General features: G+C 37.4%; 16 protein-coding genes and 1 other annotated feature. Of the genes, 1 reads left to right on the top strand and 15 read right to left on the bottom strand.

Annotation, left to right across the window (positions count from 1 at the left end):
• Nucleotides 1-18: 18 nt before the first annotated feature.
• The 5 genes from LB888_RS03135 to LB888_RS03155 all read right to left on the bottom strand — a co-directional run bounded on the left by LB888_RS03135 (nt 19) and on the right by LB888_RS03155 (nt 6,414).
• Nucleotides 19-1,671, bottom strand: coding sequence for a sialate O-acetylesterase (locus LB888_RS03135; protein WP_318753582.1), 1,653 nt, complete (start codon nt 1,669-1,671; stop codon nt 19-21).
• 84 nt (nt 1,672-1,755) lie between these two features.
• On the bottom strand, nt 1,756-2,724 hold the full coding sequence (locus LB888_RS03140; protein WP_318753583.1) for an aldo/keto reductase family protein: 969 nt from the start codon (nt 2,722-2,724) through the stop codon (nt 1,756-1,758).
• 18 nt (nt 2,725-2,742) lie between these two features.
• Nucleotides 2,743-2,988 (bottom strand): DUF6171 family protein, encoded by a 246-nt coding sequence (locus tag LB888_RS03145; protein ID WP_318753584.1) that lies wholly within the window; start codon nt 2,986-2,988, stop codon nt 2,743-2,745.
• 3 nt (nt 2,989-2,991) lie between these two features.
• Nucleotides 2,992-4,431: an alpha-N-arabinofuranosidase gene (locus tag LB888_RS03150; protein ID WP_276648298.1), complete on the bottom strand. Its 1,440-nt coding sequence runs from the start codon at nt 4,429-4,431 to the stop codon at nt 2,992-2,994.
• 15 nt (nt 4,432-4,446) lie between these two features.
• Nucleotides 4,447-6,414: a right-handed parallel beta-helix repeat-containing protein gene (locus tag LB888_RS03155; protein WP_318753586.1), complete on the bottom strand. Its 1,968-nt coding sequence runs from the start codon at nt 6,412-6,414 to the stop codon at nt 4,447-4,449.
• Nucleotides 6,415-6,515: 101 nt separating this feature from the next.
• On the opposite strand from LB888_RS03155, the gene LB888_RS03160 reads away from it, so the two are divergent.
• Entirely contained in the window at nt 6,516-7,610 is a 1,095-nt protein-coding gene (locus LB888_RS03160; RefSeq protein ID WP_318753587.1) for an AraC family transcriptional regulator, read from the top strand.
• Between the two features lie 72 nt (nt 7,611-7,682).
• Here LB888_RS03160 and rplT read toward each other — a convergent pair whose 3' ends face one another.
• The 10 genes from rplT to purE form a co-directional block, all read right to left on the bottom strand.
• Nucleotides 7,683-8,039, bottom strand: coding sequence for a 50S ribosomal protein L20 (gene rplT / locus LB888_RS03165; RefSeq protein ID WP_318753588.1), 357 nt, complete (start codon nt 8,037-8,039; stop codon nt 7,683-7,685).
• 30 nt (nt 8,040-8,069) lie between these two features.
• Entirely contained in the window at nt 8,070-8,267 is a 198-nt protein-coding gene (rpmI, locus tag LB888_RS03170; protein ID WP_066124248.1) for a 50S ribosomal protein L35, read from the bottom strand.
• A gap of 21 nt (nt 8,268-8,288) precedes the next feature.
• Nucleotides 8,289-8,822, bottom strand: coding sequence for a translation initiation factor IF-3 (infC, locus tag LB888_RS03175; protein ID WP_078755868.1), 534 nt, complete (start codon nt 8,820-8,822; stop codon nt 8,289-8,291).
• A gap of 28 nt (nt 8,823-8,850) precedes the next feature.
• Nucleotides 8,851-8,983 (bottom strand) — a sequence feature (ribosomal protein L20 leader region).
• A gap of 413 nt (nt 8,984-9,396) precedes the next feature.
• On the bottom strand, nt 9,397-11,073 hold the full coding sequence (locus tag LB888_RS03180) for a formate--tetrahydrofolate ligase (RefSeq protein WP_318753589.1): 1,677 nt from the start codon (nt 11,071-11,073) through the stop codon (nt 9,397-9,399).
• Between the two features lie 20 nt (nt 11,074-11,093).
• Entirely contained in the window at nt 11,094-12,341 is a 1,248-nt protein-coding gene (gene purD, locus LB888_RS03185) for a phosphoribosylamine--glycine ligase (RefSeq protein WP_318753590.1), read from the bottom strand.
• 10 nt (nt 12,342-12,351) lie between these two features.
• A complete protein-coding gene (gene purH / locus LB888_RS03190; protein WP_318753947.1) occupies nt 12,352-13,866 on the bottom strand; it encodes a bifunctional phosphoribosylaminoimidazolecarboxamide formyltransferase/IMP cyclohydrolase in 1,515 nt (504 codons plus the stop codon).
• Nucleotides 13,851-14,429: a phosphoribosylglycinamide formyltransferase gene (purN, locus tag LB888_RS03195; protein ID WP_318753591.1), complete on the bottom strand. Its 579-nt coding sequence runs from the start codon at nt 14,427-14,429 to the stop codon at nt 13,851-13,853. The genes purH and purN overlap by 16 nt, the downstream gene beginning before the upstream one ends.
• The gene (purM, locus tag LB888_RS03200) at nt 14,426-15,451 is read right to left on the bottom strand and encodes a phosphoribosylformylglycinamidine cyclo-ligase (RefSeq protein WP_318753592.1); all 1,026 of its coding nucleotides are present in this window, start codon (nt 15,449-15,451) and stop codon (nt 14,426-14,428) included. The genes purN and purM overlap by 4 nt, the downstream gene beginning before the upstream one ends.
• Nucleotide 15,452: 1 nt before the next feature.
• A complete protein-coding gene (locus LB888_RS03205; protein ID WP_318753593.1) occupies nt 15,453-16,697 on the bottom strand; it encodes an amidophosphoribosyltransferase in 1,245 nt (414 codons plus the stop codon).
• A gap of 10 nt (nt 16,698-16,707) precedes the next feature.
• Entirely contained in the window at nt 16,708-17,178 is a 471-nt protein-coding gene (gene purE, locus LB888_RS03210) for a 5-(carboxyamino)imidazole ribonucleotide mutase (protein WP_318753594.1), read from the bottom strand.
• Between the last annotated feature and the right edge of the window lie 8 nt (nt 17,179-17,186).

The following is a 17,186-nucleotide window of genomic DNA, read 5'->3' on the forward strand; positions in this document are numbered from 1 at the left end:
AATTCTCCTCTCAAAAATTTAATTCGATAATGCAAACGGCATCAGGGGGTGATGTAATTCGTTATATATATTCACTTCATAAAAAGCCGTTTTTGCAAAATTGATTTTAATATCACGCAAAGGTGCTATTGCTGGTGATTCGATAATCATTTGATTGCCACTTAGGTTTACTTTTACTTCTTTATCAGTTATGCCATCAACTATTATTTCTAGTCCATTGATACCATCCGTTATTGGAGGGATAAAAGTATCCGGTATTTTTGCTAATTCAAATCCATTATAACTTTCAAAATCACGATCTTCTTTGACTAATTGTTGACAATTTTCGATTATAACAATTGCTTTTCCGTCTTCAACATTCAACTTTTTAGCTCGTGGAGCATAAGCAGCTGCAGGATTTCCAAAATCAATGTGGTCAACTAATTGATACAATCTTTCTGCTAATACCTTTTTATTTTTTGGATGAATATCAAAAATATTGCCGACATCTGATGAACTGATTAAGTAATTATCCGGAACGGAATCAGCAATGAGTTCTTGTTGCTCACGTATTTTAACAAACTTGGAACCCTCATTGCCTAACCATTCACCAAACGGCGCAATTTGTACAACATAGAACGGAAGGTATGTTTGCTTTTTATTACGTTCTAACCATGCCTCACGCCACGACTGCACCATCTGTTTGAATAAATTATGATAATGTTCGGCTAAATCACAATCACTCTCACCCTGATACCATAAAACACCTTTAATGCTAAATCCCGCTATAGGGGCTATCATTTGTTCAAATAAACACCCTGGCTCTTTTACATCTTGAGGACCCACTTCGGTCATTTCTTCATAGGTCAATTCTGATATATTAATCTTTTCACCATTGATTTCAATCCAATTAGCCGACTTAGGTTGCGCCGCTTCATCTGCCTGAATTTTTTCTAGAACACTTGGTAAATAGGTGTTTTTAATCACATGACTAAAACCCTCATAGCTTTCTTGACTTGATAAAAGTGGTCGGACAGCCTCTTTAATACCATAGTAACGCTCTAAATCTAAGTTAGACACAATTTCATTAAAATTATCCATGTAAAATTTTAATTGCGGATTCTTACTTAGGGCTGCTTTCGGAGTCCAACTAACAGCACTCGTCCCTCCCCAATTACTTGAAACTATCCCCACAGGAATACCTTTTTCACGCATTTTTTTAGCGAAATAATATCCAATGGCACACATCTCAGGAATGGTTGAAGGTTCAGCAGTCACCCAACGATCCCATTGATTCCATTGCTTAAATCCTAATTCGCGTTCTCCTTCAAACGAATATTGTCCGACTGTATACATTCTTAAATGTGGGTCCGTATTCGTTATTTCTTCCTCCAGATGTTGTTCATAACGCATCCAAAATTCCATATTGCTTTGCCCACCTGCTAACCAAATCTCGCCTATATCCACATTCTTTAACTCAATGTCATTTACTTTCAATGTAACATTCACTTGTGCAGGCTGCTCAGGAATTAGGATAGAAAAGCTTCCTTTCAAAACTTGCTCTTGATGGATCAATTCTTCATTTAAATGGACAGATACCGTCTCATCTTGGTCACTCGTTCCAAAGATAGCAATTGGTTTTTCTCTTTGCAGAACCATATTATCTGTAAAAATACTGGCTAATGTTATCAAATTATCACCTCATTTAATGCACGAAGGTAAGTGGACTAGGAGTATAGGCATGGTCACTCCATTGGTCCACTTACCGACGCTAATTTATCCTATTTTTCGATTGAATTTTTTAAATTCAAATAAGGCATCTATTTCTTGCTCTATCTCAGGTGTTATTTCAACTGCTAACGCTTTTAAATTATTCTCTAACTGCTCTGGTTTAGTTGCACCGGTAATCAAACATGAGATAGCTGATTTTCTTAAAGCCCACGCAAGAGAAAAGCTTGCTAAATCAGTGTCTAATCGTCCAGAAATATTTATTAGAACTTCGACTTTTTCTAAATTTTCTTCAGTCAACATCGCTTGTATTTGGTCTTGATAGGTTGCACGTGAACCTTCAGGTATTGCTTGACCTTGACGGTATTTACCTGTTAAGAGCCCTTGTGATAAGGGAGAAAATGGCACAATCCCAACCCCATGGCGTTCGCACACATCCATCATCTCATGTTCAATATAACGATCAAAAATATTATATTGTGGTTGAATCACAGAAATTGGATGTAATCCCTTTTCCTTTATTATGATGAGTGCTTCTAATAATTGAACTGGCGTCCATTCACTCACTCCATAATACAGCACTTTGCCCTGATCAACTAAATCACTCAATGCTTGTAGTGTTTCTTCTAAAGGTGTTTCATGATCAAACCGATGGCAAAAATACATATCTAAATAAGTAGTTTGCATATTTGCTAATGACTGCTCAATGGATTCAAAGATATGTTTTCTTGATAATCCTCTTCCATTAGCATCTTTTCCTGTTGGGAAAAACACCTTACTGGACAATACCAACTCTTTACGTGGATACTTTTGTAAAATACGACCTAAAAAACGTTCAGCTGCACCGCCACTATAAGCATCGGCACAATCAATAAAATTTACCCCCTTCGAAATTGCTAAATCAATGGTCGCTTCAGCAATATCTTGAGTTTTTTGGTCACTAACATCAGTCATCCAACTACCAATCGCAATTTCACTAACTTTTAGGCCAAATTTTCCTAAACGACGATATCTCATACTTTTTCCCTTTACTTTCTACCATTTACCTACCGGACAACGTTTGTGATTTAATGCTGTACGAAACTGATAAAAGCAACCACATTTACTACACGTGTCTTGATTACGAAATGGACAATTTAGACAGAGCTGTTGTCTTTGTAGCCAAACGTCATCTGAGACACGATCCAATTCAAGTGCTAACTGATCTTCAATCAGTTGTGATACATCTATCTTCATTAGTTCTTCTTTGGTTTCACATCCAAAACACGGTCGTTTTTCCATAGGCTAAATCGCTACTTGGACTGTCACAACTGACATTGGCGCTACTTTAACTTCTAATGTTTGATCAAAGATTTGTACTTCTTCCACATCTTGAATTGTAACTGTCTCTGGGTGAGAAAAATCATTATAATCATCCATTTTTTCGCCTTTTATTCCTTTTGCAGAAAGGATTGACTTCGCATTGATATTATCAAAGCTAATGGTTTCATTTTCAGTCAATGAAAAATTACAGATAGAAATAGTCATCACTTGGTCTTTTTTTGAAATGGTATAGGTGATCGTTTCATTCTCGTCGCCAAAACTTTCAACAAACTCAGCCTCATGATGTTCTTTATATAAATCAAAAACATGATAAGTAGGTGTTTTAACCATTTCGGCACCTTCTGTCAATACCATTGATTGCAACACATTGACTGTTTGAGCGATATTTGCCATATGTACTCGTTCAGCATGTTTATGAAAAATATTGAATGTAATGGCTGCCACCATAGCATCACGAATTGAATTTTGTTGATATAAGAATCCCGGGTTTGTACCTGGTTCAACCGCTAACCAAGTTCCCCATTCATCCACAATTAATCCTACTCGTTTTTCTGGATCATATTGGTCCATAATTGCGGAATGACGTGTAATTAATTCATCCATATATTGAGCATGTTTAATTAATGACCACCATTCTTTTTCCTCAAAACCAGTTGCTGGACCTTTATCTTCCCACGCACCCGTCATTGCATAATGGTGCAAACTAAGACCGTCCATAAAACGCCCCGCGTTTTTCATTAATACTTCTGTCCAATAATAATCATCTACAGCTGGGCCACAAGCAATTTTATAAATCGGTTGATCTCCATACTGACGAACATAAGTTTGGTAACGGCGATACTCATCGGCATAATACTCAGCGCGCATATTACCACCACATCCCCAACTTTCATTACCGACACCAAAGAATTTCATTTTCCAAGGTTCATCTTGTCCATTTTCACGTCTTTGGTTAGCCATTGGCGATTCTCCAGCCATGGTGATATATTCCACCCACTCTTGCATTTCTTGAACTGTGCCACTGCCCACATTGCCATTAACATAAGCATCACATTCTAATTGCTTAATCAATTCAAAAAACTCATGTGTTCCAAAATGGTTATTCTCTGTTACACCGCCCCAATGGGTATTCACCATTTTTTTACGATTTTCCTTTGGACCAATACCATCTTTCCAATGATACTCATCCGCAAAACATCCTCCTGGCCAACGCAATACTGGTATTTTAATATTTTTTAGTGCTTCAACGACATCTTGTCGCATTCCGTTCACATTTGGAATTTCAGAATCTTCGCCTACATAAATACCTCCATAAATACAACGTCCTAAATGTTCAGCAAAATGACCATAGATATATTTCGAAATTTTTGGTCCCTTTTTATTAATAACTGTAACTTTCATGTTACGCCTCCTCTTTTATTTTTTGATAAATTCATATGAATCTTCTAAAGTAGCAAATGGTCCTGGATACGGTGTTAGGTCACGATGATTGCCATAGAAATCTTGATTGAAAATAATATCTGTTTCATCGGCACTTTCAAAACGTTGTTCTGGTTCAAAAGCAACTCCTAGCATTTCAGTTTGAATTAAATTAACCTTAAATGCATTCAGATACTCCGCAATGTTTGTTTCTAAAGTATAATGTCCATCATGCTCGATTAGTTCCAATTTAATGGATTCTTCTAAAGTTAATTGTTTTTCTTCTTTATCGAAGGCTTCCGCGCCATTTAAATAAACATTACCATTAATCCAAACTGGTAACTTGCCAAAATGAGCATTATGCATTTTCATCATGCTAGGAAACTCATTTTCTAATTCAAAATCTTTTATCCAGTCTTCATATAAAGGATATTCATTAAATAGCGAGGTGCCTGTAACAGCCTCATTTTTATCTTGTCCCCATTTTTGAATAAAGATATTATTGTAAATACGATGATCCCCATGCAAGAAAGTCATAAACCCTGCCACTTCTGTACGATGCCGAATATGGTAAGGGGTATAACGCATATCAATACGTCCATCCTCTAAAGGTGTATCGGTGCCCCCTCCAATAGATATAAATGGTCCAGAACACAAGTTATGAATAATCGCACATCCTTGGGAGGCAATACGCATTGAATGTTTTGATAAGCAAACATTATTGTCAATAATCGTTGGTCCATGACTTACTTCAACAAAAATATCTTGATTTAATTGTCCTTTTTCAATATCACCTTTTGGTGGATGATTATCATGTAAGAAATTTTGAGTTAAACGCGTTCCTTGAGCTTGCCAATCACACCAAATCCCCGTAAAACAATGATGAATATGATTGCGTCTCATTAGAACATCAATGGCCGCATGAAGTTTAATACCTGCGACTTCAGCCCCAATTAATTCCTGCATGATATTTATATGGTGAATGTGATTATCTTCAATTGTTGAGAAGACTGCTCCCATACGTCCTACAATACCGGCTTGCTCACAATGATGAATATGATTACGTCGAACAAGATGGTGTCCAATATTTTCTTTGGTCCATCCATGATATTGACCACGGCAAACAGCATCTCTTTCCATTTGAGTTGGTGTTTTAAGGTGACGATGCGTGAAATACTGGTCATTCTCCGGATCACGATATTTACCTAAGGAAATGCCTACACATTTACTATGACTCACTTCACAGTCTTCAATGACCCATCCTTTAGACCAATGCGGGCCAATTAAGCCATCTTGGAAGGATGCCGGTGGAGCCCAAGTGGTAGCCGCCATTTTTAATTTAAATCCAGATACTTGAATATAATTTCGACCTGTTTCTTTAGGCATGAAGACTCTTCGTCTAACATTTATTTCAACATTTTCCTCATTAGGGTTCTTGCCATGAAAATTTGCGTAAATTTCAGTATATTCCCCATTTTGTTTTGTATACCATTTGTAAATTGATTTTTCAGGTTCCCAAGAACGTTCGTCCACTTCACCTTTAAGACAACCTTCTAGACTTTGAACTTCATAGAAAGTGAAATCATTCATATAAACAGCTCCGGTATGATTAATTGCAGGTCCGAAATACCAATCTCCCCAAACTAATGTCGTATAGGGATTATAGTCACCAAACGTATCATTATGAAGGGATACTTTCCAAACATTATCTTGATAGGGTTCCCAGTTTGTAATACGTTCAGCACCTGAAATAATAGCACCTAAGGGTTCGGTTGAGCGATAGATGATGGGATTACCCTCTTCGCCGCCATTAACGGGACTAACATATTCACGATATAATCCTGGAGCCACTAAAACCTCATCTCCAGCAACCGCAATTTTAGCAGCATCGTTAATATGCTTGAATGGTTTTTCTTTCGAACCATCCCCATCATATTTTGCTCTAGCATTGACATAAATTAACAAGTTATTCCTCCTAACATTTTATTACTATACAACTCATCATCTTTATACTATAATAAATGAAAGCGTATAAAAATATCCATTTTGAACAACTTGGAGGAAATATGTATCCTAAACAAACTCAATTAAACAATTTGTTATTTAGTCAACTTAATCCAGATACCGTTCCATCATCTGAAAATTCACATCTGCACCTTAGTCACAAACCTAATACTGATTTAGTTATTTATGATATTTCGATGCCCTATTTAATTTTATACCAGGCTTTATATCCAACATTAAATCGAAGTATCTATTTTGAATTTAGCGAACAACACAAAAAGCAGTTCATTTCAACCTATGAAGCTACTACTCAAACCGAGATGCCCATGCATTCACACGACTTTTATGAGTTAACGATTGTCTTGTCTGGAGAATGTAAAATGAAAATCGAAAATGAAATTGTCAGTTTTAAAGCTGGAGATTGCTGGTTTGGTAATAAGAATATTCATCATAAGGAATTCATGGATTGTGAACTGGAAATTGTCCAATTTCTGTTTAAGGAAGAGTATATCATCGAAATTTTTGATAATAACTTATCCTATAATCAAGAAAAGATTCCCTCATCCTTAAGTTCATTTTTTTCGAAATTATTCCATCGAAATAATAAAAATCCATTTTATAATAGTAAAGAATATGTTGACATTCGTATTAAAGATTTTCAGCATTTGACAATAATTCATCAATTTATTAATGAATTGATGACAGAACTATTGTTTGGTTATCATGGTAAAAGCCATATTATGAAGGGACTAATATGTAAATTATTTTATTTTTTAGAAGATAAAGCTGTTTTTAATATTGAAACCCATCTAGCGCAATTAACTACGGAAGAACACATTTTGTTTACGATAGCTTCTGCCTATAAAGATAAAATGGGCTTATTTTCTCGTAAAGAAATAGAAGAGTTAACGGGGTATAATGGTAATTATGTCGCTAGAATTGTCAAAAAAAATACCGGGATGAGTTTATTAGATTACGGGAAAATCTTTTTATTAGAACACGCTCGACAGCTCTTAATTAACACCAACCTTAGTGTTCAAGAAATTGTAGAAAAATTAGGTTACTCGAATCGTTATTATTTTAATCGTATCTTTATTGAGCGCTATCAGGTCACACCATCTGAATTTAGAAAACTCAACCGCATAAAGAGTAATTAATATATACCATATATATTAAAAAACGCCGACTGGTTGAATCCAGTCGACGCTTAATAGTGATTGATAATTAAATTATGCTAATGCTTTTTTAGCTTCTTCAACTAAAGCTGTAAATGCTTCAGCATCGTTGATTGCTAATTCTGATAACATTTTACGGTTTACTTCAATATCTGCTTTTTTCAAGCCATTCATTAATACTGAGTAGCTAATACCGTTCATACGAGCAGCTGCATTGATACGAGTAATCCATAAGCGACGGAAGTCACGTTTCTTTTGACGACGGTCACGGTATGCATAAGAGTATGATTTCATTACTTGCTGTTTAGCAGTTTTGAATAATACACTTTTCGCTCCATAGTAACCTTTTGCTAATTTTAATGTACGTTTACGACGTTGACGGGTAACTGATCCACCTTTAACACGTGCCATGTTTCATTCCTCCTTAGTTCTTCTAGAATATTATAATGCTGAGATTTGATGTTTGATACGTTTCATGTCAGACGGATGTACCAAAGTTGCTTTTGCTAATTGACGACGTTGTTTTTTAGTTTTTCCGTGGAAACGGTGACTAGTAAAAGCACGCGAACGTTTTAATTTCCCTGAACCTGTACGTTTTACACGTTTAGCTAATCCACGGTGAGTTTTTTGTTTTGGCATGATTATTCCTCCTGAAATCTATTATTCTGCTGATTTTACTGGTGAAAGCATAATAAACATGCTTCGACCATCCATTTTAGGTTGAGATTCAACAACAGCAAATTCTTTTGTATCTTCAATAAAATCTTCTAAAACTTCACGACCTAAATCTTTATGCGTAATGGCACGTCCTCTAAAACGAATACTCGCTTTAACTTTATCACCATTACCTAAGAATTTAATCGCTTGACGTAATTTAGTATTGTAGTCGTGGTCTTCAATAGAAGGACTCAAACGAACTTCTTTAACTGTAATTGTCTTTTGATTTTTACGTTGTTCTTTTTCGTTCTTTTGCATTTCGTATCGATACTTACCGTAATCCATAATTCTGGCAACAGGTGGCTGTGCAGATGGTGATACTAATACTAAGTCTAGACCGAATGTTTCAGCAATTGTCAATGCATCATCTAATGATTTTACTCCGATTTGTTCGCCATTGTCTCCAATTACGCGTACCTCATTAGCTCGGATTTCTTCGTTAATTGGTAATTCTTTAACGATAATTTCCACCTCCATAATAGTTTGAGCGGCAAGTAGGATCCGTCATACAATAAAAAAGCAAGTTTACATAATAAACTTGCCGCAATAATAGACGTACAATGAATAACCATTGAAGTCTTCTTATTTGCCACACACCTACTAGTGTTGGCGAGAAACGGCAGTTTCTACTTGTTTTCTCAACTTTTATATAGTACCATAGATAATCTACTTACGCAACCCTTAAACGTGATTATTTTTATTTAGTTCTTTTCTAATCAAACTTCGATAGCTTTATTTTGATTAAACACTTCGGTACAACAACAATCAAACGCACTTTTCTTATTATAACCAATATAGAAAATGGTTGTCCACTCCTATTTACAAAATTCAAATCACACAGTATCTGACAAAGATCCACCTTTTAGAAAGCGACTGTGTTCTCTTTATATCGATACTGTGCAACGATCACTTAATCCTTGTTTCCTATTTAATAGCAATATAACTGTGTAAAAAAACATTGCTACTATATAAAGATAGACTAAAGTATACAAGTGATAGTTTCCAAAGAAACCATCTTAACATCATGTATGATTAATTTATTTTTTCATAATTAAGACAATCCGATAATTGCGCCTTCCTCGGTAATATCCATATGGTTGGCAGCAGGTACTTTAGGTAAACCGGGCATGGTCATAATATCGCCCGTTAATGCTACAATAAAGCCGGCACCTGCATACACTTTTAAGTGACGAACGGTTACTTCAAAATCAGTTGGCGCTCCTAATAATTTTGGATTATCAGTAAATGAATATTGTGTTTTCGCCATACAAATAGGCAATTTGTCGAATCCTAAGGTCGTTAATTGACGAGCTTGACGACGAGCTTGTGGGGTTAACTTCACTTGACGTCCACCATAAATCTTTTGAACGATTGCTTGCAATTTTTCTTCAATCGTATCCTCTAATTGATAAACATATTGCAATTTTGATTCTTTTTCGGCAACAGCAACAACTTTTTCTGCTAGTTCCATTGTTCCTTTACCGCCATTAGCCCAACCATCTGATAAAGCCACTTCGACTCCCAATTCGTGACACACTTTCTGCACTACCGCAAATTCAGCCTCCGTGTCGGTAGCAAATTTATTAATCGCCACCACGACTGGTTTGCCAAATTGTTCAGTCACATTTTGTACGTGACGACGTAAGTTGGCCACACCCTTTTCAAGTGCTATCACATTTTCTTTAGATAAATCTTCGCGTTTAACACCTCCATGCATTTTCAAAGCACGGATAGTCGCCACTACAACGACAGCATCAGGTTCTATTTCGCCAAGGCGACATTTAATGTCCATAAATTTTTCTGCACCTAAATCTGCACCAAAGCCTGCTTCGGTAACGGTGTAATCTGCTAATTTCATTGCTGTCTTCGTAGCGATGATTGAATTACAACCATGCGCGATATTGGCAAAAGGACCACCATGAATAAAGGCTGGTGTGCCTTCTAATGTTTGTACTAAATTCGGATTAATGGCATCTTTCATTAATACAGCTAACGCACCTGTTATTTGAAGGTCTTCCACCGTAACAGGTTCACCACTATTGTTATAAGCAACAATGATTCGGCCTAATTTGGACTTTAAGTCGGTCATATTTTCCGCTAAACATAAAATAGACATGATTTCTGAAGCCACAGTAATATCAAAACCATCTTCATGTGGAAAGCCATCTGATTTTTTACCTAATCCTGAAACAATATTACGAAGTTGACGATCATTCATATCAACGACACGTTTCCAAGTAATGGAACGAGCATCAATATCTAATTCATTACCATGATGAATATGATTATCTAAAGCAGCTGCCACTAAATTATTGGTTGCGGAAATTGCGTGGAAGTCTCCTGTAAAATGAAGATTGATATCTTCCATCGGAATAACTTGCGAGTAACCTCCACCAGCAGCACCACCTTTCATCCCAAAGACTGGACCTAAAGAAGGTTCACGTAAAGCAACCATTGCATTCTTACCAATCTGTCTAAGACCATCGGCTAATCCAACTGAAACGGTTGTTTTACCCTCACCGGCCGGCGTTGGCGAAATGGCTGTCACTAAAATCAGTTTACCGTCTTGACGTTCGTCTAAATCAGCTATTTTGTTGACTAAAACCTTTGCTTTATCATGACCATAAGGGGATAACTCGGTTGGTTGAATACCTAATTTATCCGCAATGACTTGGATTGGTAATGGTTGGATGCTATGTGCAATTTCAATATCAGTTAAATGTGACAAAAATTCTTACTCTCCTTCTCTTATTGGCCGATATCTTGACGATAACTTAAATTTGAACTTTTAATTTGTTTAACCAACTCATAGGCTCTTTCTCTAGCCATCGCTCGACTACTTCCCAATCCCACTGCAGTTAATACTCGCCCGCCGATATTCACAATGGTATCTTCTATTTTTTCGGTTCCATTATGAAATAATAGTTGATCCGAAGCTATTGATGGCGGTAATTCAATCGGATGGTTTTTATCAAACGTTTGTGGATAGCCTTTAGAATGAAGCACCACCCCAACTGAATGTTGGGGAGACCACTGAAGGTCATGCTCATTCAAATTATTTGCAATGGCCTTTTGAATTAATTCAACTAAATCCGATTCAAGTCTTGGTAAAAGCACTTGCGTTTCAGGATCGCCAAAACGAACATTAAATTCCAAGACTTTGGGTTGATGATGATCGACCATTAATCCAACAAATAAAACCCCTGTGAAATCAAACCCTTCTGACTCTAATCCATATTCAATTTGTGCTAAAAGAGTTTGAACCCGTTGATGCAAATCAATGGCAAGACTATCAGTTGGAGAATAGCCACCTAAACCGCCGGTATTAAGTCCTTGATCGCCTTCTTCGGCTTTTTTATAATCATGGGCCATATCTAATGGAAATAATTTATTATGGGAAACCAAACATAAGAGTGATATTTCCTCACCCGTTAAATATTCTTCAATAACCACTTGATGACCTGCTACACCAAATTGGTGATGATTCATCATCGAGTCAAGCGTCTCTTTTACTTCCTCTCTTGTCTGAGCAATCACAACCCCTTTTCCTAGTGCTAAACCATCTGCTTTTAAAACGATTGGCAAAGATAACGATTCAGTCACGCGGATTCCTTCTTCATAAGAGGTTACCGTTTCATAGGTAGCAGTTGGAATTTGATGGCGGACTAAAAACTGTTTGGTGAAATCTTTTGAGCCTTCAAACTGAGCACAATGACGATTCGGTCCAAAGATAACGAGCCCTGCAGCTTCAAAAGCATCAACTACACCTAGACATAGTGGTTCCTCAGGACCCACTATGGTCAGGTCTATCGCTCTCTCTTGAGCAAAAGCCACTAAAGCTGGAATATCTGTTGGTTCTATTTCAACTTGAGTCGCAATTGAGGCTATACCAGCATTGCCTTTCGCTACAAACACTTCTTCAACTTGTGGCGATTGTGACACTTTCCAAGCTAGCGCATGTTCACGGCCACCATTTCCGATAATCAATATTTTCACAGATTGCCTCCTAATGTTTGAAATGACGCATGCCAGTAAAGATAACCGAGATGTCTTGTTGATTAGCGGCTTCAATCACTTCCGCGTCTTTAACTGAACCACCCGGTTGGATAATCACTTTAATGCCATAATCGACTAATGTATCAATAGTATCTTTAAAGAAGAAGGCATCTGATGCTACAACAGCCCCTTCTAATGGAAATTCTGATCTTTCAAGTGATTTTTCTAAAGCCCAAACGCGTTTCACTTCGCCATGACCTAAGCCATAGGTTTGGCCATTTTTAGCTACTACCATTGCATTAGATGCAATATGTTTGCACACTTTCCACGCAAAAATCAAATCTTGTTTCTCTTCTTCGGTAATCGCACGTTCAGTCATTAACTCCCATTTTTCAAAAAGTTCACGGTCAGTCTCTTGTAATAATAAACCATCGACTGTTTCTTTGAATTGTAAATTATTGGGTTTAATGTCTTCTAAAGTCGGTATTTCTAACAAACGGATGTTTTTCTTCGCTTGCAATACAGCTAATGCTTCCTCCGAAAATTCAGGCGCTGCCACAATTTCTAAAAAGGTTTTGCTTAGTAATTGTGCCGTTTCTAAATCGACTGGACGATTAAGGCCAATAATACCGCCAAAAATAGAATTCGGATCACAGTCATGCGCTTTTTGATACGCTTCTGCTAATGTTGCACCAATCGCAACACCACATGGGTTCGCGTGTTTAACTGCTACAGCAGTTGGTTCTTCAAATTCTAACAATAAATCCAAACAAGCTTTTAAATCATTTAAATTATTATAGGATAATTCCTTGCCATGTAATTGCTTAAAGTTATATTTCTTTTGACTAGTTGAATAATATGCAGCTTGTTGATGTGGATTTTCGCCATAACGTAAGGATTGTGGTGTCTTATAAGCTAAGGTTAAATATTCAGGGAAAGCTACTTCATTAGTACGATTAAAGTAAGCTGCTATTTGTGCATCGTAGTAGGCTGTCAAATTAAAAGCTTTACCAGCTAAGGTCTGACGCTCCGCTAAACTTAAGCTCCCGTTTTCTTGTAATCGGCTTAATACCCAATCATAATCCGCTTGTTCCACGATAATAGTGACATCTTGATAGTTTTTAGCTGCCGCACGAATCATCGATGGACCGCCTACATCAATTTTTTCAATAATATCAGCATGAGTCGCATCGACTTTAGCAACCGTCTCTTCAAATGGATATAAACTATTCACGACCATATCAATACTTTGAATATCATGTTCTGCTAAAGTTTGGCGGTGTTCTTCATTATCTCGTTTAAATAAGATTCCTCCATGAATAGCTGGGTGGAGTGTTTTTACTCTTCCGCCTAACATATCTGGATAAGAGGTAACATCCTCAACAGGAGTGACCGCAATCCCAGCCTCTTCTAAACATTTTTGAGTACCACCAGTCGATAATACTTCCCAACCAAGGTCAACTAAACCTTGAGTAAACTCGACAATACCTGTTTTATCATATACTGAAATTAATGCACGCACGATGAATTTCCTCCTATTAAGTCTTTAATACTTTCAATTAAAATATGATGTTCGATTTCTAATACACGTTGTTGTAAGCTTTCAGGGGTATCCTCTGGTAATACCCGAACCATTTCTTGACGAATGATAGGTCCCTCATCTAACTCCGCATTAACTAAATGAGTAGTCGCACCCGTTATTTGGACCCCACGTCTAATCACCGCTTCATGAACTTTTAAACCATAAAATCCTTTACCGCTAAATGCCGGAATTAAAGAAGGATGAATATTTAAAATTTGAGTTGGATAGGCCGCTAATAGTTCTGGCCCTATTTTTCTTAAATAACCTGCTAATATTACATAATCTACTTGGGCTGATTGTAAGGCAGAGGTTATATCACCTTCTAAGCGGCTGGTCAGGGTCTTAATGCCAGCTAAACGCGCTCTTTCTAAGCCAAAGGCTGCAGCATCTGATGAAATGACGATAGCTATTTCAGCATCTAAAACCTGCTGTTGACAAGCGTCGATAATGGCTTGAAGATTGGTGCCCCCTCCTGAAATTAATACACCTAACTTTGTCTTTTTCATGATAAATGGACACCTGCAAAGTCATCGGTAATGGTTCCTAAAACAAAGGCCGAACTATCAACAGTCGCTAGACAATTAAGTGCTGTCTCTACGGCTGCTGGAGAGACGACCACTACTAGTCCAACGCCCATATTAAAGGTGCCAAACATTTCATCACGATCGATTTGTCCCCATTCTTGTAACAATTTAAAAATGGCTTGTTCAGGAATCGCTTGGGTATCGATTGTAATACCTAGATTATCGGAAAGGATGCGAGGTAGATTTTCTTCTAAACCGCCACCAGTTATATGGGCAATTCCTTTTACCTCAACATATTCGAATAAGGTTGCTACTTCTTTGGCATAAATACGTGTTGGTGTTAATAAGACTTCGCCAACCGTTTTATCTAATCCCGAAACATTATCTTCATAGTTAATATTGGCTTTATTTAAGATTGCTCGTACCAATGAAAAACCATTAGAGTGGACCCCCGATGAAGCTAGCCCAATTGCCACATCACCGGCTTTGATATTGGCACCGGTAATTACTTTTTCTTCATCTACCAAACCTACCACGAATCCCGCCAAATCATATTCATCTTCTGAATACATTCCGGGCATTTCAGCTGTCTCGCCACCAATTAATGCTGCTCCGGCTTGTTGACAACCATTAACCACACCTTCGACAATGGCTGCCATCTTTTCGGGAACCAATTTCCCGGTTGCAATATAATCTAAGAAGAATAATGGTTTTGCACCTTGACATAAAATGTCATTGACACACATTGCCACACAATCAATACCAATTGTATGGTGAATATTTAAGGTTTGTGCAATCATCAACTTGGTGCCTACCCCATCAGTACCTGAGACTAACAACGGTTTTTTAATCCCCATTAAATCAGGTTTGAAAACACCAGAAAAACCTCCTAAATTGGTTAGTACTTCAGGACCATGTGTTTTTTTAACCATATCTTTCATTAATGCAACTTGCTCATAACCGGCTGCTTTATTGACGCCAGCTGTTTTATAATCCAACCCCACATTATGCCTCCGTTCTTTCAAAGTAGTCGCCATACATTTGTTGACGTCCTATCGCTTTGTATAAACCATTTAGCGATAAGAAAGCTAATGAATCACAGCCAATGATGGCTTTCATTTCTTCAATATTATGTTCATAAGCAATTAATTCGTCATTATCAGGAATATCTACCGTTAAATTATTCGAACTAACAATTTGCGGTGCCGCGATTCTGACATGTACTTTATTAGCTCCTTTTTCTTTTAAATTCTTTACAATTCGTTTAATAGTAGTGCCTCGAACAATTGAATCGTCAATTAATATAATGTCACGATTCATAATGTTGCCACGAATCGGCGTTAACTTAATCTGAATGCCACGTTCGCGTTCGACTTGCGTTTCTTCGATAAATGTACGGCCGACATAGCGATTACGGACAAACCCCTCTTGGAAAGGAATGCCGGATTCTTTGGCATAACCTAAAGCAGCAATCACACCAGAATCCGGAGCACCAATCACAATATCAGCTTCAACTGGTGCCTCTAAGCTCAACATTTTTCCTAAACGGTAACGCGCATCATAAACTGAAATATTATCAATTACCGAATCTGGACGAGCGGTATAAATAAATTCAAATGCACAAATATTAGACGTTTCATTTGAAAGGTAATAAGATGTTTGCCCATTTGCGGTATGAATAAAAATCTCACCCGGTTGCAAGTCGCGAACAAAACGTGCACCAATCGACTCAATGGCACATGATTCAGTCGCAACGATCGTCGTTTGTGAATCATAACCAATACATAAAGGTTTAATGCCCTTCATATCGCGGTAGGCGATCATCTTGTCATCATTCACATAAATAAAACTAAACGCACCTTCAAGACTCAATAAGTACTCTCTTAAGTCTGCACATTCGCCTTCAAGGCGATCCCATAAATCGTCAAAAAAAGAACCTTCATTGGTAACCACACCATCAAAAACCATCACCGCCCCATTTCGTTGGATTGGCATATCCGGTGTGTGGTCATAACGGAACTTATATTTTACAAAGCCAACGCCCTTTGATCCTTTCAAATCATCATTTTTCCCACGGGCAAAGCTCCGCTTAATAAGTCCCGGTCCAACACAAAGGTCCACTTCTCCGTCATGCACGGTCGCAATACCAGATGATTGTTGCCCTCTATGTTGTAAGGCATAAATACCAAAATAAATGGAAGTAAAAACATCTTTGGGTTCTGTTGAAAAGTATCCAAATAATCCACTCATGGTAAGCCCCTTATAGGTCGGTAATGTCATCAGCCATCTTGATAACATTTTGTTTCATTTGTTGTTTATAGGCTAATAATTTTGCAGCGATGTCTTTATCATGAACCGCTAAAATTTGAGCTGCTAAAATCGCAGCATTAGCTCCACCATCAATCGCAACCGTTGCGACTGGAACACCTGAAGGCATTTGCACAGTTGATAATAATGCATCAAGACCATCAAGCGTTGATGATTTAACCGGAATTCCGATTACTGGTTTAATCGTCGCACCAGCTAATACCCCCGCTAAATGGGCTGCTTTTCCAGCCATCGCAATGTACACATCTGCCTCATCACGTTCCACTTCTTCCAGTAATAAATCTAAGGCACGGTGAGCAGAAATCACTAATACTTTGTAAGGTAAACCAAATTCTTTTAATTGTTCTACGACTTTTTGAGCAATTTCTTTATCGGAGGAAGATCCCATAATAATTGTTATCATTGCTATAT

The organism is Globicatella sp. PHS-GS-PNBC-21-1553 (assembly GCF_033564055.1).
Lineage (GTDB): Bacteria > Bacillota > Bacilli > Lactobacillales > Aerococcaceae > Globicatella > Globicatella sulfidifaciens.

Bases quoted from the DNA above. Each gene is read 5' to 3' on its own strand.
- LB888_RS03160 (WP_318753587.1), top strand. From the start codon at position 6,516: ATGTATCCTAAACAAACTCAATTAAACAATTTGTTATTTAGTCAACTT.
- rpmI (WP_066124248.1), bottom strand. From the start codon at position 8,267: ATGCCAAAACAAAAAACTCACCGTGGATTAGCTAAACGTGTAAAACGT.
- LB888_RS03205 (WP_318753593.1), bottom strand. From the start codon at position 16,697: ATGAGTGGATTATTTGGATACTTTTCAACAGAACCCAAAGATGTTTTT.
- purE (WP_318753594.1), bottom strand. From the start codon at position 17,178: ATGATAACAATTATTATGGGATCTTCCTCCGATAAAGAAATTGCTCAA.
- LB888_RS03145 (WP_318753584.1), bottom strand. From the start codon at position 2,988: ATGGAAAAACGACCGTGTTTTGGATGTGAAACCAAAGAAGAACTAATG.
- rplT (WP_318753588.1), bottom strand. From the start codon at position 8,039: ATGGCACGTGTTAAAGGTGGATCAGTTACCCGTCAACGTCGTAAACGT.
- purN (WP_318753591.1), bottom strand. From the start codon at position 14,429: ATGAAAAAGACAAAGTTAGGTGTATTAATTTCAGGAGGGGGCACCAAT.
- LB888_RS03140 (WP_318753583.1), bottom strand. From the start codon at position 2,724: ATGAGATATCGTCGTTTAGGAAAATTTGGCCTAAAAGTTAGTGAAATT.
- infC (WP_078755868.1), bottom strand. From the start codon at position 8,822: ATGGAGGTGGAAATTATCGTTAAAGAATTACCAATTAACGAAGAAATC.
- LB888_RS03150 (WP_276648298.1), bottom strand. From the start codon at position 4,431: ATGAAAGTTACAGTTATTAATAAAAAGGGACCAAAAATTTCGAAATAT.